The following is a 24276-nucleotide window of genomic DNA, read 5'->3' on the forward strand; positions in this document are numbered from 1 at the left end:
GGATAGTTCCTGCATTCGCCCATGCCGCCGGGAGTGAACGGAGTGCGGGTTGTCAGGAGTCACGAGAATGGGTCCGTGATCGAAATGCGGGTCCACCGCTTCGTTGCCGTGCTGGCCGGCATCACGCTGCTCGTCGGCTGCGGTCGACCGGTCAGCATCGACGAGTCGCCGGCCGGCTCGCCGCCGTCATGGCACACGAGCCCGCCGGTGGCCACGACGACGTGCCCACCCGAGGGCGTCCGGCTCGAGGCAGGGCAGGTCGACGCTGCGATGGGACTGCGGGTGCTCGGCATAACGCTGGTCAACTGCGGGCCACGGACTTACCGGCTGGACGGCTACCCGGCTGTGCGGCCCCTCGGCGACGACCGGACGGCGCTGAGAGTCCTGGTTCTGCAGGGTGCCAAGGAGATCCTCGGCTCGGCCATGCCGTGGGACGGCCCGCCGATGCTGGTGACCCTGCAGCCCGGACAGCGGGCCGGCACGGCTGTGGCCTGGCGCAACACCTACGACGACATCCGGGAGCCGCCGGTGACGGTGCAGTCGTTGGACATCGCCCCGCTGGCGGGCCGCCAGTAGCCGCGGCGCGGCAGCCTGTGTGCCGAGTCGTCAGGTGGCGATGTCGATCAGAACTTTTCCGACGGTGCCGTTCTCCACCGCCTGGTGGGCGTCGGCGGTGCGCTCGATCGGGAAGCGGACCAGTGGCAGGCCGTGTTCCGCACCGACCGGCAGCGCGCCGGCTTCGACTGCGGCGGACACGTCCTCGGCTGCCGCGGTGAGTGCCTGCCGGCCGACGGTGTACAGCACCAGGAACTGGAAGCGGGTGTTCAGCATCATGTTCTGCCGCACGTCCAGCTCGACCGGCTTACCACCGTCGTTCGCGTACGTCGAGATCGTGCCGCGTGTACGGAGAACGGCAAGGTCGAGGGCGAGGTTCGCGCCGAGGGCGACCTCCACGACGACGTCGACGCCGTCGGGGGCGATCGCGCGGATCTCCTCGGCAGGTGAGCCGTCCCGATAGTTGATGGCGTGGTGGGCGCCCGCGGCCACGGCCAGCCGAGCCTTTTCCGGCCCGCTGATCGTGCTGATCACCGTGGCGCCGGCCCACCGCGCGAGCTGGATCGCTGCGTGCCCGACGGCTCCGGCGCCGCCCGCGACGAGCACGACCTTGTCGTTCAGGGCGCCGGGCCGCAGCCGCAGGGGACCGTCCTCCGCGACGGTCAGCGCCCGGTGCGCGGTGAGTGCGGGCACCCCGAGAGAGGCGCCGAGGTCGAAGCCTGCCCCGTCGGGCAGCGGTACGGCCTGGTCGGCCGGCACGACGGTGAACTCGGCGGCCGTCCCGGTAGGCCGGCCGGCCGCTGCCATGAACACCCAGACGCGCTGGCCGACCCGGCCAGGATCGACGCCGTCACCGACTGCGTCGATGGTGCCCGCGCCGTCGAGGTGCGGAGTGACCTCGGCGAACTGCTTCGGGTTCGTCGCACCGGATCTGGTCTTCCAGTCCGTCGGGTTGACGCCCGACACGGCGATGCGGACGCGTACCTCGCCGGGGGCGGGCATCGGCACCTCGCGGTCGACGAGTTCGAGGACGTCGGTACCGCCGTTGTCGCGGTAGATGATGGCCTTCATCCTTCGCACGTTAACCGCTGCGGCGGCTAAGGCGTGTTTCGTTGCATCTGGCCTGCGAGCAAGGCCAGAAAGTGTTGTCCCTGATCGTCACCGCCGGCCACCGTGGGGACAGCCCGCAGTTCATCCCGGCCCTGCGCCGCATCCGCGGGAACCGGCTCGGTGTCGGCCGGGCCCGATCACGCCCGGTCCTGGTGCCGGCCGACAAGGCCTACACCAGCCGCGGCAACCGCCGATACTGCGCTCACGCGGGATCAAAGCCCGCATCACCATCATCGGCGGATGGTTATGAACACGCCTTACAAGCCCTGCGCGGCTACCCCACTCAGATACTGTCGCGCTGTTGAGGCGCGAGGCGGCGGGCGAGCCGGTCGGCGATGTTTCCGGTCGCACCGACGGCGCCGGCCACCATCTCGCGGAGGACTGTGTCCAGTGGCGTCGGCTTCACGCCGAGGACGGCCTCGGTCCGGCCGGAGTCGAGTACATGCGGGTTCTCGTTGCTGTACATCATTTCCATGAGTTCACCGAACACCGGTTGCTGTCGAGCCAGCGCGGCCAGCTCGTCGCGGTCGATGCGGTGCAGCTCGGGTGTGGGCGCTCCGGCCAGTTCGGCGAGGCGCTCGCTCAGCGCCCGCACGGAAAGAGACGACGTGACCGGCACGTGCCAGGGCCGACCCCACGCGTCGTCGTTGCGACTCGCGGCCACCAGCGTCCGGGCGATGTCTTCGGTGTAGTTCCAGCTGTGCGCTACGTCGAGGTCACCCGGCCAGGACGCCACCTCGCCCGCCAGGAGGGAACCGAGCACGAATGCGCCGTAGGGACCCACGGGGCCCGCGCCGAGGAAACCTGTGGCCCGCACTTCAGTGACCCGAGCCCGGCCTGCTTCGTGCGCGGCCAGCGCGTCGAGCCACATCTGCGCTCGGACACGGCCTTTGACCGTGGTGGCGGCCATCGGCAGGTCCTCGGTCATCGGTCCGTCGACCGGACCGTAGCCGTACGTGTTGCCCAGCATCACGTAGGCCGCCCCGGTCCGCTCGACCGCGGTCAGCAGCGCCGCGGACATCGGTGGCACGTCGACAGCCCAACGGTCCAACGCCGGAATGGCGCAGTTGACCAGCACGCGTGCGCCATCTGTGAGCTCGGTGAGCCGGTCGGCATCGGTGATGTCGGCGGCCACGGTCTCCACCAGCGGGTGGTCGGCGCCGCGTCCACTGCGGGTGATCTGGCGAACGCGCTCGCCGCTCTCGGCGAACTGGCGGGCAGTGGGTAGGCCGGCTGCGCCGGCTCCGGTGACAACGACGAATGACATGTCTCAAGCCTGCCGAGCTGCAGCGCTGTAGAGTAGTGGCCCGAGAGCCATACATCCGGAGGTTCCGGCCATGCACCGCGTCGTCGTCATAGCTGTTCCACCGGTCAATACCTTCGATCTGTCCATCCCTGAGCTGATCTTCCGCGGCGTCCAGATCGATGGGCGGCCTGCGTACGACGTCCGGGTCTGCACGGCTGAACCGGGAATTCTGCCCTCCGACGGGGCTTTCGACTTGTTCGTCCGGCACGGCCTGGAGGCAGTCGACGAGGCCGACACGGTGATGGTGACCGGCGGGATGGCCCGCGACGACGTCCCGCCGCCGGTCCTGGAGGCGCTGCGCTCAGCAGCCGCAGCAGGCAAACGTCTCGCGTCGATCTGCACCGGCGCCTTCGTGCTGGCGGCCGCCGGTCTGCTCGAGGGCCGACGCGCCACGACCTACTGGGTGAAGTCGGACATGTTCCGTCAGCGCTACCCCGCCGTCACCCTCGAACCGGACGTGCTGTTCGTCGAGGACGGCCCCGTGTTCACCTCGGGCGGGCTGGCGGCCGGCATCGACCTGTGTCTGCACATGGTCCGCTCCGACCACGGCGCTGCGGCGGCTAACGCGGTGGCCCGGCTGGCCGTCGTGGCACCGGTACGCCCAGGTGGTCAGGCGCAGTTCATCGAGACCCCACTGCCCGCCGAAACCGGCGTCTCCCTCGCCGCAACCCGGGCCTGGGCGCTGCAGAGGCTCGATCAGCCGCTCACGCTGACCGACCTGGCCCGGCACGCCAACAACAGCGTACGGACGCTGACTCGCCGATTCCGCACCGAGACGGGCCTCAGCCCGCTGCAATGGCTGCTGCATCAGCGCATCAACCGAGCGCGCGAACTTCTGGAGTCCACCAACCTGCCGATGGACCTCGTCGCCACCCGCAGCGGACTGGGCAGCCCCGACTCGATGCGCCAGCACCTGACGCGGCGAGTCGGGCTGACACCGATAGCGTACCGGCGAACCTTCACCCGTCTGCCGGAACATCGGTAGCCATCGCCGTCGCCGAAGGTGGAAGCCCGACTCCTATCGGTCAGCTCGAGGGCCGCGCCGACTCGCCGAGGGCGTCGAGACGTCAGGCTTGGCCGCAGATCCAGATCCCGGAGACCTCGTCAGTTATCGCACCGCCAGCCGTAAGTTCAGGTCTCGGCCGGACTTACGAAACACGCCTCAGGCGTTGCGGTGTCAATCGCGATCAGGTGGGGGATCGGGTGCGCCGGTGAACGGGGCGCCGACGGTCAGGCCGGCGTCGGCCGCCGCCACCAGCGCCTCGGCGAGCACCTCGAGTTCCGGGTGGTCCAGTTCGCGGGCCAGCGCCGCGACGTCGTCGAATTCGGGCATGACCTGGACGATGAAGCCCCGGTGGTGCCCGACCTTGACGGTGACGGTGCCGCCGGCCACGGGGAGGGCGACGAAGGCGCGGGGCAGCGCGGTCTTGCGCATCGCGCTCTCGCGGACGCCGAGGGTGCTGGTGTCGCGGAAGATGCGTTCCCGAAGGAACTCTTTGAGGTCGGGGTGGCACAACACGCTGAGGGTGTGCGCCGGGCGTCCCTTCTTCATCAGGATGGGCACCGCCCAGGCGTCGGAGGCGCCGCAGCGCAGCAGGTCGGCGAGGATGCCCGGCCACAGCCGCGGGTCCAGGTCGTCGATGTTGGCCTCGAGCAGGACGGCCGGTTCGGTGTGCGGCTCAGCGGCCGCTTCCGGTGTGCCGGTCCCGAGGATCACGCGGACCACGTTGGCCCGCCCGGGCGTGTCCCGGCTGCCGGCGCCGGCCCCGACCGCGGCGACCTGCATCAGCGGCAGGTCTTCGCAGCGGTCGGCGAGCGCCCGGATCAGTGCCATGCCGGTCGGTGTTGCCAGTTCGCCGGTGCCGCCGGCGCGCACCCGCCAGCCGTGGGCGAGGTGCGCCACCGCGGGCACCGGAACCGGCAGCTCACCGTGTGCCGTGCGGACGCGCCCGGACCCGACCGCGACCTCACCCGCGCTGAGCGTCGCAACGCCGAGGTCGTCCAGCGCGGCACAGACTCCGACGACGTCGGCGATCGAGTCCCAGGCGCCGACCTCGTGGAAGTGGACGTCCTCCGGGGTGACGCCGTGCACCCGGGCCTCGGCGTCCGCGAGCCGGGCGAAGACGCCGGTGGCCCGCTCACGGACGCGTTCGGCGAGGTCGGCACCCGCCAGAAGGCTGCGGATGGTGGGCCAGGTGCGCCGCGGAGTGTCGGCTGCCAGCAGTTCGACGGTGACGTGGACGGCGCGCAGGCCGGCCCGGGTGACCTCGGCGGTAGAGATCCGGGCGGTGTCCGGGACGACCGCGTCGACGGCGCGCTGCACCACCGAGACGTCCGCTCCGGCGTCGATCAGGGCGCCCAGCAGCATGTCGCCGGCGACTCCGGCGGACGCGTCGATCCAGGCGTGCCGGGGCCCGGTCATGCGCCGGCCGCCGGTGCGGCGATCTGTGCGGCGAGGTGGCCGGCGCCGTACCCGTTGTCGATGTTGACCACGGCGACGCCGGGCGCGCAGGCGTTGAGCATGGCCAGCAGCGCGGCCACACCGCCGAAGGCGGCGCCGTACCCGACCGAGGTGGGCAGCGCGACCACGGGCGCGGCGACCAGGCCCGCGACCACGCTGGGCAGCGCGCCGTCCATGCCGGCGGCGACCACGACGGCCCGGGCCCGGCGCAGGTCGTCGAGCCGGGCGAGGATGCGGTGCAGTCCGGCCACACCCACATCGACGATCATTTCAGTACGACGTCCGAGGTACCGAGCGGTCAGCAGGGCTTCCCGGGCCACGGGCAGGTCGGAGGTGCCGGCCGCCACCACGACCACCAGCCCGCCGGCCGGTTCGGGTGGCTCGGGCGGCCACGCCAGCAGGGCCGCGCCCGTGTCGTGGCAGGCGTCGGGCAGTTCGCGCAGCACGGCCGCGGCGTGCTCCGGGCCGGCCCGGGTGAACAGTGTGACGACGTCCGGCCGGGCCCGGACCGCGGCGGCGATCGCGGCGACCTGCTCGGGTGTCTTGCCTTCGCAGTACACGGCTTCGGGGTAGCCCCGCCGTGCGGTGCGGGCGAGGTCGAGGTCGGCGAAGGCGGCGAGGTCGTCAGACACCGGCGGCCCGGACCAGGGGGAGGGTGAACGCGCCCGACTGCACGCCGGCGAGGTCGACCGTGACGAAGCGGAATCCGGCGGCGCGGACGGCGTCGCGGACGGCGCCGCGCAGTGGATCGGTGACGGCCCGGAGCAGGTCGTCCGGCGGTAACTCGAGGCGGGCGACGTCGCCGTGGTGGCGGACCCGCAGCTCGGCGAATCCGAGCCGGTGCAGCCCGGCCTCGGCGAGTTCGATCTGCGCCAGCTTCTCCGGGGTGACGTCGGTGTGGTGCGGGATGCGGGAGGCGAGGCACGGCGCGGCCGGTTTCTCGGCGCACGGCAGGCCTAGATCGCGGGCGATGGCGCGTACCGCCGCTTTGTCGAGCCCGGCATCCGCAAGCGGCCGCAGCACCCGGTGTGCGACGGCGGCTCGCGCCCCGGGCCGGTCCGGCCGCCGCGCGTCGTCGGCGTTCTCGCCGTACGCGACCGCGTCGAGCCGGTGTGCCGTGACCACTTCGTCGGTGATGCGGGTGAACAACTCGTCCTTGCAGTGGAAGCAGCGGTCCGGGCCGTTGGCGCGGTAGGCGGCGATCTCGTCCTCGTGGGTGGTGACCTCCACGACGGCGACGCCGATGTGCTGCGCGACCTGGTGCGCGGCGGCCCGTTCGTGGGCGGCCAGGCTGGGCGAGACACCGAGGATCGCCACCACCCGGTCGGCTCCGAGCGCCTGGACGGCCAGGGCCAGCAGCACCGACGAGTCGACGCCGCCGGAGAAGGCGACCCCGAGCCGGCCGATGCCGGTGAGCCGGCTCGTCACCCCTGCCGTGTCCGTCATGATGTCCTTCCTTGCCGGGGGGGGGCTGCTCACCGTAGGCGGTACAGGACTTCGCCGGCTTCGGCGACCACCAGCGTGCCGGGGTCGGCGGCGAGCAGGCCGAGGTCGACCGAGGCCGGGTCGAGGTGGTCAAGGTTCGCCGCGCGTACGACCTTCTCGGGAATGCCGGTGGCCAGGGTGACCGTCACCCGGCCGCGTTCGCCGTGCACCGGATCCCACGTGCCGGCGCCGTGCAGGTGCGTGGAGTGGGCGAGGACGCCCCAATGGTGGTGCGAGAACCGGTCCCACTGTTTCAGGAAGTAGTCGCGGCAGTGGTAGCCGATCTGCTCGATCTCCGGGTGCATCGCCGCGATCCGGGTGATGTGCGGGGCGTACACGATCACCTGGCCGCCGTCGGCCACCACCGGCTCGACCTTGTAGAAGCCCTTGGCTCCGGTCCACATGTCGTCGTACTTGGCCGGCACCACCGACACGATCCGGCGGACGGGTGCGTCAAGATAGCGGATGTGTGTCTGCGCGGAGACGTCGGCGCCGGCTGCCCAGGCTGCCTCCGGTGATCCGAACGAGGCGGCGTGCAGGTCGCCGGCACCGGACCGGACGACCAGGCACAGGGCGAGACGGCGGCTCGGGATCATCGCCGCGGCCTGGTCGATCAGCGCCCGGACCGGAGTGATGCCGCGGGTGCCGATGATGTCGGCGCTGGTGATCAACGCGCCCAGCCAGTGCGAGAAGTCGATGATCTCCTGGCCGCCGACGCCGGGGAAGAAGTACTTGTTGCCGCCGGAGAAGCCGACCACCTCGTGCGGGAAGACCGGGCCGATCACCAGGCACACGTCGTGCTCGACCACGGCCCGGTTGAGGGCCACCCGCACCGGCTGCCGCAACCGGCCCTCGGACAGCGCGGCGACGCGGCCGGCGTCGATGTCGCCGAGGCTCACGAACGTCTCCGGTTTCCACCACTCGTGGTTGAGCACGGTGAAACCGGCGTACGGGCCGCCGAGATGGGCGCGCAGTTGTGCCTCGCTCATCGCGGCGTGGGTGCCGAGCGCGACCAGCACGGTGACCTTGGTGGCCCGGCCGTGCAGAGCGTCGTGCACCGCGCCGAGCAGCAGCGGCATCGGGCAGGTGCGGGTGCCGTCCGGGACGATGACGCAGACGCTGCGCCCGTCGAGGTCGGCCCCGGCCAGCGACCGCAGGACGAAGTCGCGGATCTGCCCGGCGTCGAGGATCTCGCCGGGACCGCCGACCCGGTCCGCACCGTGCACCGTGTCGGTCATGGAAGGCGGCCTCCTCGCTCCGGCGTCGGCTCCGTCGACTTTAGTCGCGTCGCGCTGGACTTCCGGCCACAGTCGTCTTCCTCCTGCCGATGTACGGCGGTGGCGCTCTTCTGATCCGGCAGGTGCGCCGGGCCGGGCCACTGCGTGGGTCGTACTCCTACACTTCGCCGGTGATCGTGCGGATGGCCGGCGTGGCGGATGTGGCGGCGCTCGCGGACCTTCAAGAAATCCAAGCGGAGAACCTTGCGGCGTACGCCGCATGGGTGGCCGCCCACGCGCGGACGCACCTGCCGTTCGTCGCCGAGATCGACGGTGCCGTGGTCGGCGCCGCCTGGCTGCTCGTGGCGGAACGGGTGCCCCGCAACGGCTCACTGGACCGGCGATTCGGTGACATCCAGTCGGTCATGGTTCGCCCGGAGCACCGCGACCAGGGCGTCGGCACAGCTCTGATGGCCGCGATCCTGGCCGAGGCCCGCACCCGGAACCTGTCACATGTGACCGTCCACTCCGGCCGCCGCGCGGTCGACTTCTATCTGCGCAACGGCTTCGGCCACCACCGCCAGATCCTGCTCTGGGAGCCCACCGCTCCCTGATCGCCTGACGGTCACGCTGTTCTCCCGGTGCTCCGCCGCTCCTCCCTGTGGCCGCCGGTCCCGCAATGGGTAGTGCCTGCTGTACCGGAGGTCGCCCGCTGGCTGCATGGCCCGGCGCATCGCCACGCCATAGATTTCTTGCATGCCTGTTGAGCAGCGAAAACTCGTATCGTCGACGACGTCGGCCAAACGATGCTGAAGGTGACCGTGCAGATGCTGCGCCGCCGCGCTCGAGAGCTCCACCGTGCTGCTGCCCGAGGGCGGCACCCTTCCCGCCGCCATGGTCGAACAGGTCCGGCAGATCCCGGGCGTCGCCTCCGCGGTCGCCGACGTGTCGTTCGGCGTCGTGCCGGTCGCCGCGCCTTCGGTGGCCGCCACCGGCCACGGCTGGGCGAGCACCGTGCTGACCCCGTACCGGCTGATCGCCGGCGCCGCGCCGGCCACTGCCGGCGAGATCGTCCTGGATGCCCGCCTGGCCGGGGCCCTCAAGCCCGGCGCCACCGCCCAGGTGCTGGTCGGCGGCTCCGCCGGTACCTACACCGTGAGCGGGATCGCCCGGACGGAGCACACCGGCGGCCAGGCCTCGGTGTTCTTCACCGACGAACATGCCGCCACCCTCTCCTCCCGCCCGGACCGGGTCGCCGCGGTCGGCGTGCTGACCGAGCCCGGGGCGGACCGTGCCGCGGTCACCGCGGAACTGCGGAAGCTGGCCGGCGGCGCCGGCGGCGAGGTCTACACCGGCACCGATCGCGGCAAGCTGGAGGTGTCCGAGGAGGTCGCCGCCAAGCACATGCTGCTTCAGATCGGCCTGGTCTTCGGGGCGTACGTGGCGCTGCTCGTCCTGTTCGTCGTCGCCGGCACGGTCGGGCTGTCCGTCCGGCACCGTCGCCGCGACCTCGCCCTGCTGCGGGCGATCGCCGCCACCCCCGGCCAGGTCCGGCGGATCATCATCGGCGAGGCAGCGCTGCTCGGCGTCGTTGCGGCGGCGCTCGGCATCCCGGCCGGCATGCTGAGCACCGGCTGGGCCCACGACGAGCTGGTGACCCGCGGGTTCCTGCCCAGCTCGTTCCCGATGCAGGGCGGCCTGTTCGCCGCCGCGGGCGTGGCGGCCGCAACCGTGCTGGTAGCGGTGGGGTCGGCACTGATCGCGGCGGTGCGGGTGGCCCGTATCCGGCCCACCGAGGCGCTCGGCGAGATCGCCGTGGAGCGGCGCCGCAGTGGCAAGGGCCGCCGCGTGGCGGGCCTCGCCACGCTGGCCGGCGCGGGCTCGCTGACCATGGTCAGCACCGCGGCCAACGGCCAGACCGCCATCAGCGCCGCCCTGGGCATGCTCTTCATGTTCGTGCTGGCGGTCGCCCTGCTCGGCCCGTGGATCAACTTGGCGGCGGCCCGGCTGCTCGGCCCCGTGCTGCGCCGGGTGTGGGGCGCCAGCGGGTACCTCGCCACAGCGAACCTGCGCGCCAACGCCCAAGGCATGGTCACCGTGCTGACCGCACTGGTGCTCGCCGTCGGCTTCGGCGGTTCGGTGTGGTTCCTGCAGGACAACCTGCAGCGCCAGACCGTGACCCAGAGCAGGGACGGCATGCTGGCCGAGTACGCGGTGATGTCGGCGACCGGGCTGCCCGGCGAGGCGATCACCGAGGTGCGGCGGATTCCCGGGGTGCAGGCGGCGACCGGCGTGCGGCACACCTCGGTGCTGGTGACCACGCTCGGCGCCGGTGAGGCGATCAGCGCCCAGGGCGTCGACCCGGACGCCGTCGCGCAGACCATGGACCTGCGGGTGTCCGAGGGCGCCCTGGCCGGCCTGAGCGCCACCAGTGTCGCCGTGTCCGCCTTGCAGGCGTCGACGCACGGCTGGAAGGTGGGCGACCGGATCGAGCTGCGGCTCGGCGACGGCACAGCGGCCGAGCCCACCGTGGCGGCGATCTACGACCGGGGCCTGGGCTTCGCCGACATGACGCTGAGCCGTGCCATGGTGGCCGGGCACACCGCGACCGGCCTCGACGACCAGATCCTGGTCCGGTCGAAGCCCGGCGCCGACGTGGCAGCTGAGCTGGCCGCCCTCGCCGAGCGGTTCCCCGGCAGCGAAGTTGTGGACACCGAGTCGCTCTCCGGCCGGATCGCGACGGACATGGCGGTGAGCGCCTGGCTGAACAAGCTGCTGATCGGTGTGCTCATCGGGTACGCCGCGCTGGCCGCCGCGAACACGATGGTGATGGCGGCGCTGGCCCGCGGTCGTGAGGTCGCCCTGCTTCGCCTGGTCGGCGTCACGAGCGGTCAGGTCAAGCGGATGGTGCACGCGGAGCAGGCCGGTCTGCTGGGCACTTCCCTGCTGATCGGTGGCGCGGCGGCCACGGTGACGCTGGTGTCGGTGGTCAACGTTCTGACCGGCGATCCGGTGCCGTACGTGCCGCCGATGGGGTGGGTCGCGGTGATCGGGGGCACGACGTTGCTGGCTCTGTTCACGACGGTGCTTCCGGTCGGGCGGCTGCTGAGGACCCCGCCGGTGCAGAACATCGGCCTGAAGGAGTAGAGCGGCGCCGAGGTTCCGGGCCGGCAGCCGAGGGGGACTGCCGGCCCGGCCGGCTGGAAACACGGCTAGTCCGCGGCGACGTAGGTGCTGTTGTATTCGCGCTCGTCGACGAGCCATCGGGTGAAGGCTTCCCCCGGCATCGGCTTGGCGATGTAATAGCCCTGGACGACGTCACAGCCATGAGCGCGCAGGTACTCGTACTCGGCGGCGTCCTCGACCCCCTCAGCGACGACGGTCAGGTCGAGAGCACGGCCGAGGTGCAGCGCCGCGTCCGTCACCGCACGCCGTGTGGGCGCATCCATGAGACCGCGTACGAAACTCTTGTCGATCTTCATTTCACGTACGGGTAGCTGTGTCAGCCTGCCGAGTGACGAATGGCCCGTGCCGAAATCATCGATGGACAGTGGTACGCCGAGTGCGTGCAGCGCCATCAGAGTGGCCATGCTGTGTTCCGGGTCCTCCATGACACCGTTCTCGGTGATCTCCAGGGTGAGGGCGGCCGGTGGCAGGTCGTGGTGGCGCAGGGCATCGCGGATCGTGCCGACCAGGTCGGTATTGGTGAGTAGTTGCGGCGAGACGTTGACCGCCACCGACAGGTCGTGCCCGGCTCGCCGCCATCGGGCGCAGCGGGCGAGTGCGCCGTCGAGGACGAAGCGGGTCAGGTCCGCGATGAGGCCGGCGCGTTCGGCCAACGGGATGAATTCGTCCGGGGGCACCATGCCGTCGGGGCGCTGCCAGCGCGCCAGCGCTTCAGCTCCGATCACCCGGCCGGTCACCAGATCCACCTTGGGTTGGTAGACGATGTCGAGCGCGCCGGCGTGGACGGCTGTCCGGAGGTCCGTCATCAGTGCCAGCCGGCGCGGGGTGTTGTGGTCGTCCTCCACGCGGTAGACGCGTACGCCCGAGCGGGCTTGCTTCGCGGCGTACATGGCCACGTCGGCGCGTCGCAGCAGTTGGTCGGGATCCGTGCCGTGTCCGGGAGCACAACAGACACCGATACTGGCTTGCACGGTGAGGGTGAGGCCGCCCACGGCTGTCGGTTGTGCGATGACGCGGCGCAGGTCGTGCGCCGTGGAGAGCACGTCGTCGGCGGTGGGTGCGTGGGTGATGACGACGGCGAACTCGTCACCGCCCAGCCGCGCGACGGTCCCGCCGGCGCCGATGCACGTGTTCAGGCGGCGGCCGATCTCGCGCAGCAGGTCGTCACCGACACCGTGGCCGAGCGCGTCGTTGACCTCCTTGAACCGGTCGAGGTCTAGCAGGAGGACTCCCACGACACCGTCGGCGGCGGCCGCGATGACGCGCGGGAGTTCGGCAAGCAGGTGGTGACGGTTGGGAAGCTCGGTCAGCGGGTCGTGGAGGCTGCGGTGACGCAGTCGATCGACGAGGTCGATGTTGCTCAGAGCGACACCGGCGTGGGCAGCCAGCGCCTGCATGAGGCGCAGATGCTCGGCGGTGAAACCGCTGATGTCGGGGAGGCAGCCGCTGACTGTCAGCACGCCGATGCCGTGGTCCAGCGCAACCGGTACGGCCATGGCGTCGGCGGGTTCGGTGGGGCGGGTGCGCCGGTCAGCCGGCGACAGTCGCACCGCTGTGCCGCCGACGGCGGGGTGCCACCACGTGGTGCTGTCCGCGGAGCCCACGGTGGTGCTCACGCCGTCCTGACCGTGCAGGCGGCAGTGGAACGCCGCCGTATCCCCACCCCGGATGATGATCAGATCGGCGTTGTCGGCGCGGACCACATCGCGAACCTGACTGAGTACGGTCGAAACGACCTGATCCAGCTCGCGCGAGCCGGCCAGCGACCGGGTGAAGCCGTAGAGCTGCTCGACCTGGGCGTGGCCTTGCGTCTGTTGTGCGTAACGGCGGAACACCTGATAGATCGCGAAGGACAGGATGCCGAGCAGCGCGCAGGCCAGGATCTCGTCGCGGACGACCAGCGCGGTCACCAGGGCGAGTGTCGTGGTCACGGTGACCAGCGGGAGCTGCACCAGATCGCGGAGGTCCGCGCTCACCAGCCTGCGCCACTCCTGGCTGTCGTCGTGGATGGCGATCACAGCGGTCACCAACACGATGGACACGATGTCGGCGGTTATGGTCGCGGCATAGGCCGCGAGCCAGCCGAGCGGGGCCAGTGGCGCGCCGGTGGGTGCGACGAGGCGGAAGACTGCGGTGGCGACGGTGACCTGTGTGGCGTACAGCGCCATGTTGAAGGCGAGTTTGACGCCGTGCTGGCGGCGGAACAGGATCAGCCCGAGGCACCCGATGAGCCGGCTGATCAGGTGTGACACCGGGTCGAGCAGGATCAGTCCGAGCACCAGCGGGATCTCGCTGAGGCTGATGGTGTGCGCGCCACGCCGCACCGGGAAGGTGACCACGAACCTCTCCGCGGCCGCGTACAGCACTGCCAGCACCGCCGAGGAGAGCGCGTGTCGTTGCAGCCAGGCGAGGTCGCCGGCGAAAGCTGCGAGGTGAACCGCGGCGACGAAGGCGACGAGCGCCGTGACGAGGGCGGCCACCCGGCCGTTGGGGCTGCGCCCGCGCTCGGCGGTACGCGCGATCGTTGATACGACGAGACGCAGCGAGGGGGAGCCGGGAAGACCGGAAGTCATCCGTTCTCCTTCCCGGCCGTCGCACCTGACTCTGACTGCTGTTCCCATCGGCGGGTGACCGGCGGGTATGAGGCGAAGGCCGCTCGCCGGCCGGCCGGGCCCCTCGGCCGAACAGCGCGTCACAGAGGGACGCCCGGTTGTCGGTCCTGGCCACAAAGCTGCTCAGGTTGCCTGGGCCCGGCCGATGGGTGCGGCCACGGAACTCGGTTACTTCTCGGGAGCAACACATGCAGAGAACTCGGTCGCCGCGAGCCGGCGCCGGCGCCGCCCTGTCCGGCCTGCTGCTTGCGACTCTTGCCGCGGCAACACCGGCGGCCGCGGCAGCCGATCCGGCGTCGGCGGCCACCGCCACGCGGGCGCCTCGGCCGGTGCTGCTGGGCAGCAAGTGGCTGGCGGACAAGGACGCGCACTCGATGTACAGCCTCACCAAGTGGGCGGGGGTTCACGACACGTGGAGCCGTTCGGATGCCCAGGGGCGTAAGGTCACCGGTCAGGGCGTCGGCGTGGCCCTGGTCGACAGCGGTATCACTCCGGTCAAGGGCCTCGCCGCTGCCGGAAAGGTCATCAACGGCCCCGACCTGTCTCTGGAGTCCCAGGCCCCGAACCTGCGCTACCTCGACACCTACGGTCACGGCACCCACATGGCCGGCATCATCGCGGGCCGGGATCCGGAGGTGAAGGCCGGGAACGAGAACGACTCCAAGTACTTCGTCGGCGTCGCTCCCGGCGCGCACCTGATCAATGTGAAGGTCGCCGGCACTGACGGAGCGGTCGACGTGTCGCAGGTCATCGCCGGGATCGACTGGGTGGTCGCGCACCGTAACGATCCGGGGCTGAACATCAAGGTGTTGAACCTGTCGTTCGGCACCGACTCCCTGCAGGACCCGCTTCTGGACCCGCTCTCGCACGCTGTCGAAGCAGCATGGCGCAAGGGCATCGTGGTGGTGGCGGCCGCCGGCAACGACGGGGCCGCTGCAACCCGGCTGGCGATGCCGGCGGCAAACCCGTATGTGATCGCCGTCGGCGGCGCCGACCCCAACGGCACGGACGACCGGGCGGACGACATCGTCGGCGCGTTCAGCAGCCGTGGGAGTACCACACGCAAGCCTGACCTGGTCGCACCCGGCAAATCCGTCGTATCGTTGCGCACGCCGGGCTCGTACATCGACACGCTGTACCCCGGCGGGCTTCTGGCCACCGACCGGGAGCAGCGGTTCTTCCGCGGCAGTGGTTCCTCACAGGCTGCGGCAGTCACCTCTGGCGCTGTCGCGCTGCTGATGCAGCAGCGCCCCGGCCTGACCCCGGACCAGGTCAAGAGACTGCTGGTCAGCACCGCGCAGCCGATGCCGAAGGCCGATCCGATCGCCCGCGGCGCCGGACAACTGAACGTCAAGGTGGCCGCCGAGGCGGCGACACCGGCCTATCAGCAGACGCACCTCGCCTCTCTCGGAACCGGCTCGTTGGAGAAGTCCCGCGGCACCGCCCACATCGCCGACCCGATCAGCGGGACGGAACTGACCGGGGAGAAGGACATCATGGGCCGGGCCTGGGTGCCCGCGGTGTGGCGCAAGACGGCCTCGGGGGCCACGTCCTGGGCCGGCGGTACCTGGAACGGCGCAACATGGTCGGGAGCCGGCTGGACCGGGACGTCATGGGCCGCGAGGACGTGGTCAAGCGCCGCATGGCCGGGGGCTGCGTGGTCAGGGGTGCCCTGGTCCACCCACACCACAGCACTGACCGCCGCGAACTCGACCACCTGGACCGGGCGCAGTTGGACGGGCCGCAGCTGGACCGGGCGTAGCTGGGCGGGTGACTACTGGTCCGCCACCTCCTGGCGGTAGGCCGAAGCAGGCGGACGCCTGCACCTCCCTCGGTGGCAGTGCCCACGCCGACACGGGCGTCACTCCCGGGAGCCTGCCCAGCGCGTTGCACTCCGGCGCAGCTCAGCACCGGCCGGCACGACGGTGCTGAGCAGCGCGAGGAAGGCGGCGACCAGCGCGATGGCGAGGACCGTCAGGTACGGCATCACGATCGGAGTCGGCCCGAAGAGACGGATCAGGGCGACCCACAGGCCGCCGAGGTTGAGCGCGGAGGCGGCCATGGCGAGGACCAGACCGATGCCGACCACCAGCACTGATTCGGCCGCGAACACGATCAGCACCTGCCTGCGGGTGGCGCCACCCAGACGGAGCATCGCCAGGTCGCGGCGGCGCTCCGCAGTCGCCATCAGCAGCGTGTTGACGATCGCGATGAAGCAGAACAACACGAGGATGCCGGCCACGGACTTCTGCCGGACCGCGGTCAGATGTCGGGCGAAGGCGCTCTCCGTCGCCTCCAGCTGCGCGCTGGTCTGCACGGTGGCGCCGACGTCGGCCACTGCGCTGCGGACGGCCGCGACCGCCGCCTCCCGATCCGTGCCGGGCACGAACGTCAGGTACGCGCGCCGGGACAGCCCGTCCCGGGCGTACAGCCCGGTGCCGGCGAACTTCGGCGCCAGGTAGGCGATGTCCTGCCCACGTAGCGCGTGATAGACCGCCGCTACCCGGAGCTGGGCTGTGGTGCCGTTCGCCAGCATGATGTCCCACTGGTCACCGAGGTGCATGCGCCACACGTCGGGCACCACCACGGTGGTCTCGTTCAGGTCGGCCAGCGAACCGTCGGTGATCTGGAGGGAGTAGACGCCGGCGAACGTGGCCGGGTCGACGATCATGCCGTCGTTCTCCTGGATCCGGTCCTCGTCCCGGGAGTAGACCGTTGTCATGATGGGTGCCACGACGCTCACCCCGGGTACCGCCGCGGCCTTGCTGATCACGGCCTGGCTCAGGCCCGGCGTGCCGGCGGGGGTGATCGCGTACTCAGCGCTGGTCGCGTTGCGCAGCGCCTGGTCGCGGGCGTTGTTCACCGAGTCGGTCGCGGCGAGCACGGACAACGACAGGCCGACGGTGAGCAACACCGGCGCCGCGGTGGCGGCGGTACGCCGCCGGGCGCCGAGCGCGCCGGCGCGTACAAGCATGGCCACCGCGCTGTGGGACCGGGTGAACGGCCAGGTCAACAGTCGGGTCAGCGGACCGATGGCGACAGGTGCCAGCACCGCCACCGCGAACACCGGGGCGAGCAGCGTCGGCACGTAGCTGTTGGGCACGAGCACGGTTGCCGGCGAACCGGCCGCGATCCAGGCGACCAGGCCCACGCCGGCGATCAGGCCGGCGGCACCGACCAGCCACCGGCTCCGGGTCATGCCCGAGTCGTCGACGGCAGATTCCCGCAGCGCCTCGAGCGGGCTGATCCGGCCGGCCCGCCAAGCCGCCGCGGTGGCGCCGCCGATCGACACGATCATCCCGGTGAGGAACGCGGCCACCAGGGGAAGCAGCACGGAGAACTGCAACGACGTGGGCACCGCGAGCCACGGTGGGGCGATGTCCAGGCTGATCAGCCAGCGGGTGAGCAGCCGAGCCCCACCGAGTCCCAGCACCACGCCGGCTGCTGAACCGAGCGAACCGACCAACGCCGCCTCGGCCAGCACCATGCGCCGGACCTGCCGCGGGGTGGTGCCGACCGCCCGCAGCAGCGCGACCTCGCGTCGCCGCTGGGCCACCGCGAAGGCGAACGTGGAGGCGACGACGAAGATCGCGGTCGAGCCGGCGACGCTGGCCATCACCGGCAGCAGCGTCACGGTGTCGTCGAGCGCCTGCCGGTCCCGCGCGTCGCCGGCGTCGGCCAGGCGCTTCGCCTGCCCGGTCAGCACGTGAGCGTCGAAACCCGCTACGGCGGTCTCGACGGCATTCACCGGTCCCAGCGCGACCAGCGCGTTGATGCGTGGCGAGAGCCGGGCCGCCTCTGTCTCGGTGAAGAAGATCGCGTTCTCGTAGCCGGCCGATGTCGCCATCCCGGCCACCGTGTAGACGCCGGCCTCGTTCGCGGTCAGCACCGTGACGGCGGCGCCCACCCGCAGGCCCGGTTCGCCGGCGGCGACCACGATTTCCTTGTCACCGCGCGGCTCCCGTCCGGTGGTCAGCCGGTAGCCACCGAAACGGGCCACCGGCCAGGCGTGCCCGACCTGGTCGGCGGGGCCGTCAGCCACCTGGGCGTAGAAGGTCCGGTCGGCCACCACCGGGCCGGTCGCCGTCACTGTGGACAGCAGTTGCGGCGTGACTCCCACAGCGCTCGGCAATGAGCGGACGCCGAGATCGTGTTTGGCCGGGTCCCAGGCCGGGTCGTTCGGGTAGATCACAGCCGGTGCGTACGCGAAGCGCTCGGCCGGGCGCTCGGGCAGGTCCAGCACGGCGGCGAACATCAGGCCCATGGCGGCCACCTGGGCAACACCGAGAACCAGCGCGGTCAGCGTGCCGAGAAACGACACCCACCGGATCCGGAGCGTTTGGACCGCCACCCGGATCATGCCGGCACCGGCGCCGTGGTCAGGGCGGTCATTCGGGTGGCGACCGCTGCCGCGGTCGGTTCGGGCAGTTCATCGGCGAGGCAGCCGTCAGCCAGGAAGATCACCCGGTGTGCGTACGCCGCGACCACCGGATCGTGGGTGACCATCACGATCGTGGACAGGCCCTCACCGGCGCCGTCCTGGTGCATCAGCTCACGCAGCATCGCCAGCAGGTCGTGGCTGGTGGCGGTGTCCAGGGCGCCGGTCGGCTCGTCCGCGAACAGCACCGCGGGCCGGGTGATCAGGGCCCGTGCGACGGCGACCCGCTGCTGCTGGCCGCCGGACAGCTCGGACGGCCGGTGGCCGGCACGCCCGGACAGCCCCACCTGGGCCAGTGCCTGTCGCACCAGATCGGGCTGCGGCCGGCGACCGGCCAGCCGCAGCGGCAGTTCGACGTTCTGCTCGGCGGTGAGCGAAGGCAGCAAGTTGAACGCCTGGAACACGAATCCGACCCGATCGCGGCGCAGCAACGTCAACTCGTTCTCGTTCAGACCGCCGAGGTCGGTGCCGTCGATCAGGACGCGGCCCGACGTCGGCACGTCGAGTCCGGCGGCACACTGCAGCAGCGTGGATTTGCCGGAGCCGGACGGCCCCATGACGGCGGTGAAGCTCCCGGCCGGGAACGCCAGGCTCACCTCGCGCAGTGCGGTGACCGTGTTGTCGCCCGCGCCGTAGGTCTTGCTCAACGCTTCGAGGCGTACGGCGTCCATGGAGTCTCCCGGTGTCAGGGTGTGGAGGGATCAACTGGCGTAGCGGACGTGCACCGAGCCTGCATCGGTGCGCGCGGTGACGATCGAGGCCGCCGCCGGGTCATCGGTGACCGTCACCTCGGTGCTGCCGCTCTCGGCCTCCGCCTGCACCTGGTAAGCGCCCCGCGCGAGGGCCAGGTCGATGTCGCCGGCTGCGGAGGCCGCGGTGATCGACGCCGGCACAGCGGCGAAGCTCAAGGCGAGATCACCGGATTGCAGCTGGGCCCGCAGGCTGGAGCAGCGCAGCCCGGAGCCGTGCACGCTGCCGGCGTCCGAACGCAACGCGAGTGTGCCGGCGAGGTCGTCCGCAGTGACGTCACCCGCGGCGCTGTTCAGCGTGACCGAGCCGGTGAGGCCGGAGGCCTGCACGTCGCCGCCCTCGGTGTTGATCTCCACGGTCACTCCGGCCGGAACCCGCACCACGAAGTCCACGGTGCAGCCGCTACCGAGACCGAACTGAAGGCCGTTGCCCGGGCAGTCTCCGACCACCTCGAGAGTGTCGCCCCGCATGACGGCGGACGCGCTCGGCCTCTCCAGCGACGACCAGGACAGGTGGCTGTCCACCGTCACCCGATCGCCGGCGCCGGCCTGCACGGCAACGTCGCCGTCACCGGTCCGGATGGTCACGCGCGCCGGTGCGCCGTGATGTTGGAAGCGCTGGTCATCGGTGTGCTCCGGACCCAGGAAGGTCCACGCCAGTACGCCCGCGAGCACGAGGGCGAGGACGGTTACCGCGGTGCCCAGGATCCGCCATGCGGTACGGGTGGCGGTGGCAGCAGGGCCGGGTGGGAACATCACGTGCTCCTTCAACGGGACCGGAGGAACTGCAGGACGGCCAGAACTCGGCGGTGGTCGTTGTCGACCGCCGCGATGTCGAGCTTGGTGAAGATGCTGTTCACGTGCTTGGCCACCGCGCTCTGACTGACGCCGAGCGCGGTAGCGACACCGGCGTTCGACCGGCCTTCGGCCATCAGGGACAGCACCTCGGTCTCCCGCGCGGTGAGCCGCTCCAGCGGGTTGCTGCGGTGCCGCACCAGCAGTTGGGCAATGACCTCCGGATCGAGAACGGTGCCACCGCCGGCAACTCTGCGCAGCGCGTCGACGAACTCGGGCACGTCGGCGACCCGGTCTTTGAGCAGGTAACCCACTCGGCCGGCCGGCTGTTTGAGCAGATCGGTGGCGTACCGCTCCTCGACGTACTGGGAAAGCACCAGGACGCCGACCTCGGACCACCGCTGCCGGATGGTGAGCGCGGCGCGCAGCCCCTCGTCGGTGAAGGCCGGCGGCATTCGCACGTCGGCCACCACGATGTCGGGCAGGTATTTGGCGACGACGGCGATCAGCTCCTCGGCGTCGCCCACCGCGGCTACCACCTGCTGACCGCAGGACTCCAGCAACCGGACCAGACCCTCGCGGAGCAGGACGGAGTCTTCTGCGATCACAACGCGCACGGAAGCACCGCCAGAATCGTCGTCGGCCCGCCTCGCGGGCTGTCCACAGTCAGCGTTCCATCGACCGAGGCGACACGGTGGGCCAGGCCCCGCAACCCGGTGCCTCGCCCGGGGCTGGCTCCTCCGACACCGTTGTCCGCCACCGCGATCCGCAGGTGCCCGAGGTCGGCGACGAGGCGGACGTCCACCTCAGCCTGTGAAGCGGACGCGTGCTTCGCCACGTTGGTCAACGACTCGGCGACCACGTAGTAGGCCACCGCCTCGATGGCGGCCGGCGGTCGCCGGGGCAGGTCGGCATGCAGTCTGGTGGGCACCGGCGAAGCGGCCACGACGCCGGAGAGCGCCGCGTCCAGGCCACGGTCGTCGAGCACGGCCGGATGGAGTCCGCGGACGATGTGCCGCAGCTCGGTCAACGCCTGCTTGGCATCGTCGTGCGAGCGGGCGATCGCCTCCGGCAACTCCGTGCCGGCGGCCCGGGCGATGCCGAGGTTCATGGCCAGCGCGACCAGTCGCTGCTGCATGCCGTCGTGCAGGTCGCGTTCGATCCGGCGGCGTTCCGCATCGGCCGCCTCCACCAGATCCGCTCGGCTGCGCTCGACGCTGACCACCCGCCGGGCGAGCTCCGTCCGCGCATTCGGGCCGAGCAGGGCGCGGGCGGCCACCAGATCGACGGCTGCCACACCGCGTGCCAGCCAGGGTGCCGCGAACAGCAGTACGACACCGCCGGTCACAGCGGCGAGCGTTCCCAGCACACCGGGTCCGGTGCCGACTGCCACCCGGCCCAGGACCGGCACGGCTACGAGCAGGCTGCCGGTGGCCCAGGCCAGCGCGACGACCGCCGCGCCGGCACCCCCGACGGTCAGGGCGAACAGGTGGTACGACAGCTGGCGCCAGGTGGTCTCGGAACGGAGATCCGTCGCCAGCCGCCGCGTCCAGGTGCTCTGTGGTGGCACCGTCGGCGCCGGGATGACCTGGCCGAGAAAGGCGTCGAACCGCGACCGTTGGAGGGCGGCGAATCCGTGCACGCAGGAGAGCAGCGCGAGCACCGTGCCGATAGCGAACACGACAGTCACCGACAGCACCGCGCTGAGTAGTGCGAGTACCACCACAACGGATCCGGTGAGCACCCCGACCACGCCGCCGACCAGCACATGCGCAGTGGTCCGCCACGTCTCGCCCGACCAGGGGGCGTGACGCCCGGTCAGGGAGGGAAGCAGCCGCTGCGGGCTTGCGAGGAAGGCCACGGGTAAGACGGTAGGGAAGAGGCACTGATCTCACCAGGACACAAGCACCCCCTTCCACCCTGTACCCAGCACCAGCCGCCACGTTCCACCGTTTCCGTGAAATGCTTTTCGGCAGACTTGCCGCAGCCCCGGCCGGACCCGAGGTACTGGAGAGGCGCATGGTGACCGAGCCGGACACACCCGAGAGGCGGGGGAGACCCGCCGCCGTACCGTTCGCCGGCGGCCCCGGCGCCGGACGCAGCGCCTTGGGCCAGCGGCGCATCATCGAGGCGGCCGTGCGTTACATCGACGAGCACGGTCTGCGGATGCTCACCATGCAGCGGCTCGGTGCGTATCTCGGAGTGGAGGGCATGGCGCTCTATCGGCATGTGCCCGGCCGGGAGGCCCTGCTCGACGGGGTGGTGGAGGCGGTCGTCGACGAGTTGTTCGCCGACCCGGACGTGCACCTGCATGCCGACGGCGGCTGGGTGGACTATCTGCAGCGCCTGGCCCACGGTCTGCGCCGCATCGCGCTGGCCCACCCGGAGGTGTTCCCCCTGGTGGCGACGCGTCCACCGGCGGCGCCCTGGGTCCGGCCTCCGCTGCGGAGTCTGCGCTGGATCGAGTCGCTGCTCGACGTGATGGTCGATGCCGGCTTCTCGGACGAGAACGCCGCTGCCGTCTACCGGGCTTTCAGCAGCTTCCTGCTCGGCTACCTGCTGTTGGAGGTCTCCGCGCACGGCGTGGAGACCGGCCCGGTCGAGGAACCCGACGTCGCGCCGATCGAGGATCTCTCCGGTTATCCACTTCTGCAACGCCTGGAGCCGCACCTGTCGGTCGACGTCGCCGCGCAGGACTTCGAAGAGGCCCTGGAGGCTCTTCTCGACCGGGTCGCGCTGCTGTTGCCCCGCCGCCGGCGCCCGCCGCGGCTGACCGAGGAAAAATAACGCTGAGCGGGCGCTGGGTGAAAACCCGCCGCACGCTGTTTATGACGTAAACAGCAGGGCACCTCTCCGAGAGTCGGAGCACGGTGCCGTCGAAGGATCGAGCGATTTTCCCGCTGGTTCCGACGGTGGCCCGGAGTTCCTTTATGGACGGTTGGCTTGACCCCTCGGGAAGGAATTATCATGTTTACCCAAAACGACCTCACCCGGTTGAACGACGCCGACGTCTACGGTTCTGACGGTGACAAGATCGGCTCCGTCGGCCAGATCTATCTCGACACCGACACCGGCAACCCGGAGTGGGTGGCGGTCCGGACCGGTCTGTTCGGCACGAAGCAGACCTTCATCCCGCTGCAGCAGGCCGACGTCGCGGACGATCGGATCACGGTCGCCTACGACAAGGCGACGGTCAAGGACGCTCCGCGGATCGACCCGGACGGCGACCTCAGCTACACCGAGGAGAACGAGCTCTACACCTACTACCAGGTGACCTCCCCGGGCACCCGGTCGGGCAGCGCGAGTCACGGCACCGGCACTGTGGACGCCGGCCGCGCCCAGGGGGTCACCGGCGATGACGCCATGACCCGCTCGGAGCAGCGTCTGGTCGCCGACACCCGTAACGAGCAGACCGGCAAGGCCCGGCTCCGCAAGTACATCGTCACCGAGCAGCAGCAGGTCCGGGTGCCGGTCGAGCGCGAAGAGGTACGCCTGGAGCGCGAGCCGATCACCGACGCCAACCGCGGCGACGCGCTCGCCGGTGCCGACATCACCGAAGCCGAGCACGAGGTGACCCTGCACGCCGAGCGGCCCGTGCTCCAGACGGAGACTGTGCCGGTCGAGCGGGTCCGGTTGAACAAGGAGACCGTCCGCGACGAGGAGACGGTCAGCGGCGAGGTCCGCAAGGAGCAGATCGAGTTCGACGGTCCCGACGGCCGGCGCTGATCTCCGCGTTCCATCCGCCGGTGCCTCACCGCTGACAGCGGTGAGGCACCGGTATCGGCTTCAGGGCACCACGACCGGCGGAGGAGACATGAACCCCACAGAGCACCGAGCAGCGGCCGACGACGATGCGATGACCCGCTCCGAACAACGCCTGGTCGCGGGCACCGAGGTCTTCGAGACCGGCCGGGCAAGGCTGCGCAAATACGTGGTCACCGAGGACGTGCAGATCACTGTGCAGATCCGCCGTGAGGAGCTGCGCCTGGAGCGCGAGCCGATCGGTGACGGTCACCGGGCGCCGGTCGAGGATCCCGACGTCTTCGGCACCCTCGACGAGTTCGGTGGTCCGGACGGTGGCGTCATCTTCGAGGTCACCCTGCACGAGGAACGGCCGGTCATCACCACCGAGATCGTGCCGGTGGAGCAGGTCCGCCTCAGCAAACTCGTGCAGACCGAGCAGCACATCGCCACCGGTGACGTGCTCAAGGAACGCATCGAGGTCGACATGCCCGGCCGCCCGCCGACGACCCTCGGCTGAACCCGCCGGTCGTTCCGGGTCGTACGCAGCCGGAGCGGGCGCCCCGATGCGGCGCCTGCCCCGGCTGCGGCGATTGTCACGCTCGTTCGGGGGTATTGCTC

Annotated in this window: 20 protein-coding genes and 1 pseudogene; 9 read left to right on the plus strand and 12 right to left on the minus strand. The window is 71.0% G+C overall.

Annotation, left to right across the window (positions count from 1 at the left end; all coding sequences use genetic code 11):
• The first annotated feature begins 84 nt into the window (after nucleotides 1-84).
• Nucleotides 85-576 carry a DUF4232 domain-containing protein gene (locus AC0NH5_RS31855; RefSeq protein ID WP_474410686.1) on the plus strand — a complete coding sequence of 164 codons (492 nt, stop codon included), beginning with the start codon at nucleotides 85-87 and terminating at the stop codon, nucleotides 574-576.
• A gap of 30 nt (nucleotides 577-606) precedes the next feature.
• Here AC0NH5_RS31855 and AC0NH5_RS31860 read toward each other — a convergent pair whose 3' ends face one another.
• Nucleotides 607-1626, minus strand: a complete 1020-nt coding sequence (locus tag AC0NH5_RS31860) for an NADPH:quinone reductase (RefSeq protein ID WP_474410532.1) — start codon at nucleotides 1624-1626, stop codon at nucleotides 607-609.
• A 44-nt stretch (nucleotides 1627-1670) separates the two neighbouring features.
• Here AC0NH5_RS31860 and AC0NH5_RS31865 point away from each other — a divergent pair.
• A pseudogene (locus tag AC0NH5_RS31865) lies at nucleotides 1671-1919 on the plus strand (transposase); the annotation flags it as partial.
• A 29-nt stretch (nucleotides 1920-1948) separates the two neighbouring features.
• Here the strand turns inward: AC0NH5_RS31865 and AC0NH5_RS31870 are convergent.
• Nucleotides 1949-2932 (minus strand): NAD-dependent epimerase/dehydratase family protein, encoded by a 984-nt coding sequence (locus AC0NH5_RS31870; RefSeq protein WP_474410533.1) that lies wholly within the window; start codon nucleotides 2930-2932, stop codon nucleotides 1949-1951.
• 70 nt (nucleotides 2933-3002) lie between these two features.
• Here AC0NH5_RS31870 and AC0NH5_RS31875 point away from each other — a divergent pair, with 70 nt between their 5' ends.
• Entirely contained in the window at nucleotides 3003-3956 is a 954-nt protein-coding gene (locus AC0NH5_RS31875) for a GlxA family transcriptional regulator (RefSeq protein WP_474410535.1), read from the plus strand.
• 192 nt (nucleotides 3957-4148) lie between these two features.
• On the opposite strand, the gene larC is transcribed toward AC0NH5_RS31875, so the two are convergent.
• Genes larC through AC0NH5_RS31895 form a run of 4 tightly spaced genes read right to left on the minus strand, consistent with a single transcriptional unit; the run spans nucleotide 4149 to nucleotide 8155 of the window.
• Nucleotides 4149-5393, minus strand: a complete 1245-nt coding sequence (gene larC, locus AC0NH5_RS31880) for a nickel pincer cofactor biosynthesis protein LarC (RefSeq protein WP_474410537.1) — start codon at nucleotides 5391-5393, stop codon at nucleotides 4149-4151.
• The gene (gene larB / locus AC0NH5_RS31885; RefSeq protein WP_474410539.1) at nucleotides 5390-6064 is read right to left on the minus strand and encodes a nickel pincer cofactor biosynthesis protein LarB; all 675 of its coding nucleotides are present in this window, start codon (nucleotides 6062-6064) and stop codon (nucleotides 5390-5392) included. Before larB ends, larC begins: the two co-directional genes overlap by 4 nt.
• Nucleotides 6057-6878 (minus strand): ATP-dependent sacrificial sulfur transferase LarE, encoded by an 822-nt coding sequence (gene larE, locus AC0NH5_RS31890; RefSeq protein ID WP_474410541.1) that lies wholly within the window; start codon nucleotides 6876-6878, stop codon nucleotides 6057-6059. Before larE ends, larB begins: the two co-directional genes overlap by 8 nt.
• 29 nt (nucleotides 6879-6907) lie before the next feature.
• Complete coding sequence (locus AC0NH5_RS31895; RefSeq protein ID WP_474410543.1) at nucleotides 6908-8155, minus strand: lactate racemase domain-containing protein; 1248 nt, start codon at nucleotides 8153-8155, stop codon at nucleotides 6908-6910.
• Between the two features lie 170 nt (nucleotides 8156-8325).
• Between AC0NH5_RS31895 and AC0NH5_RS31900 the strand changes: the two genes are divergently transcribed.
• Together AC0NH5_RS31900 and AC0NH5_RS31905 are read left to right on the plus strand one after the other, a co-directional pair.
• Entirely contained in the window at nucleotides 8326-8748 is a 423-nt protein-coding gene (locus AC0NH5_RS31900; protein WP_474410545.1) for a GNAT family N-acetyltransferase, read from the plus strand.
• Nucleotides 8749-8992: 244 nt separating this feature from the next.
• Nucleotides 8993-11281 carry an FtsX-like permease family protein gene (locus AC0NH5_RS31905; protein ID WP_474410546.1) on the plus strand — a complete coding sequence of 763 codons (2289 nt, stop codon included), beginning with the start codon at nucleotides 8993-8995 and terminating at the stop codon, nucleotides 11279-11281.
• 65 nt (nucleotides 11282-11346) lie between these two features.
• On the opposite strand, the gene AC0NH5_RS31910 is transcribed toward AC0NH5_RS31905, so the two are convergent.
• Entirely contained in the window at nucleotides 11347-13893 is a 2547-nt protein-coding gene (locus AC0NH5_RS31910; RefSeq protein WP_474410547.1) for a putative bifunctional diguanylate cyclase/phosphodiesterase, read from the minus strand.
• Nucleotides 13894-14120: 227 nt separating this feature from the next.
• Here AC0NH5_RS31910 and AC0NH5_RS31915 point away from each other — a divergent pair, with 227 nt between their 5' ends.
• Nucleotides 14121-15734, plus strand: a complete 1614-nt coding sequence (locus AC0NH5_RS31915; protein WP_474410548.1) for a S8 family serine peptidase — start codon at nucleotides 14121-14123, stop codon at nucleotides 15732-15734.
• 59 nt (nucleotides 15735-15793) lie between these two features.
• Here the strand turns inward: AC0NH5_RS31915 and AC0NH5_RS31920 are convergent, their stop codons facing one another.
• The 5 genes from AC0NH5_RS31920 to AC0NH5_RS31940 are packed head-to-tail and all read right to left on the minus strand — an operon-like array spanning nucleotide 15794 to nucleotide 21775.
• On the minus strand, nucleotides 15794-18292 hold the full coding sequence (locus tag AC0NH5_RS31920) for an FtsX-like permease family protein (protein ID WP_474410549.1): 2499 nt from the start codon (nucleotides 18290-18292) through the stop codon (nucleotides 15794-15796).
• Entirely contained in the window at nucleotides 18289-19041 is a 753-nt protein-coding gene (locus AC0NH5_RS31925; protein ID WP_474410551.1) for an ABC transporter ATP-binding protein, read from the minus strand. Before AC0NH5_RS31925 ends, AC0NH5_RS31920 begins: the two co-directional genes overlap by 4 nt.
• A gap of 30 nt (nucleotides 19042-19071) precedes the next feature.
• Nucleotides 19072-19875, minus strand: a complete 804-nt coding sequence (locus tag AC0NH5_RS31930) for a DUF4097 family beta strand repeat-containing protein (RefSeq protein ID WP_474410552.1) — start codon at nucleotides 19873-19875, stop codon at nucleotides 19072-19074.
• 11 nt (nucleotides 19876-19886) lie between these two features.
• Nucleotides 19887-20531: a response regulator transcription factor gene (locus AC0NH5_RS31935; RefSeq protein WP_474410554.1), complete on the minus strand. Its 645-nt coding sequence runs from the start codon at nucleotides 20529-20531 to the stop codon at nucleotides 19887-19889.
• Nucleotides 20519-21775, minus strand: coding sequence for a sensor histidine kinase (locus AC0NH5_RS31940; RefSeq protein ID WP_474410555.1), 1257 nt, complete (start codon nucleotides 21773-21775; stop codon nucleotides 20519-20521). The genes AC0NH5_RS31935 and AC0NH5_RS31940 overlap by 13 nt, the downstream gene beginning before the upstream one ends.
• Before the next feature lie 158 nt (nucleotides 21776-21933).
• On the opposite strand from AC0NH5_RS31940, the gene AC0NH5_RS31945 reads away from it, so the two are divergent.
• The 3 genes from AC0NH5_RS31945 (at nucleotide 21934) to AC0NH5_RS31955 (ending at nucleotide 24175) form a co-directional block, all read left to right on the plus strand.
• Nucleotides 21934-22701: a TetR/AcrR family transcriptional regulator gene (locus AC0NH5_RS31945; protein WP_474410556.1), complete on the plus strand. Its 768-nt coding sequence runs from the start codon at nucleotides 21934-21936 to the stop codon at nucleotides 22699-22701.
• 180 nt (nucleotides 22702-22881) lie between these two features.
• On the plus strand, nucleotides 22882-23640 hold the full coding sequence (locus AC0NH5_RS31950) for a DUF2382 domain-containing protein (protein ID WP_474410558.1): 759 nt from the start codon (nucleotides 22882-22884) through the stop codon (nucleotides 23638-23640).
• An 88-nt stretch (nucleotides 23641-23728) separates the two neighbouring features.
• Entirely contained in the window at nucleotides 23729-24175 is a 447-nt protein-coding gene (locus tag AC0NH5_RS31955; protein WP_474410560.1) for a YsnF/AvaK domain-containing protein, read from the plus strand.
• Nucleotides 24176-24276: the final 101 nt, after the last annotated feature.

The sequence above is a fragment of the Actinoplanes sp. 13 genome (assembly GCF_056134165.1).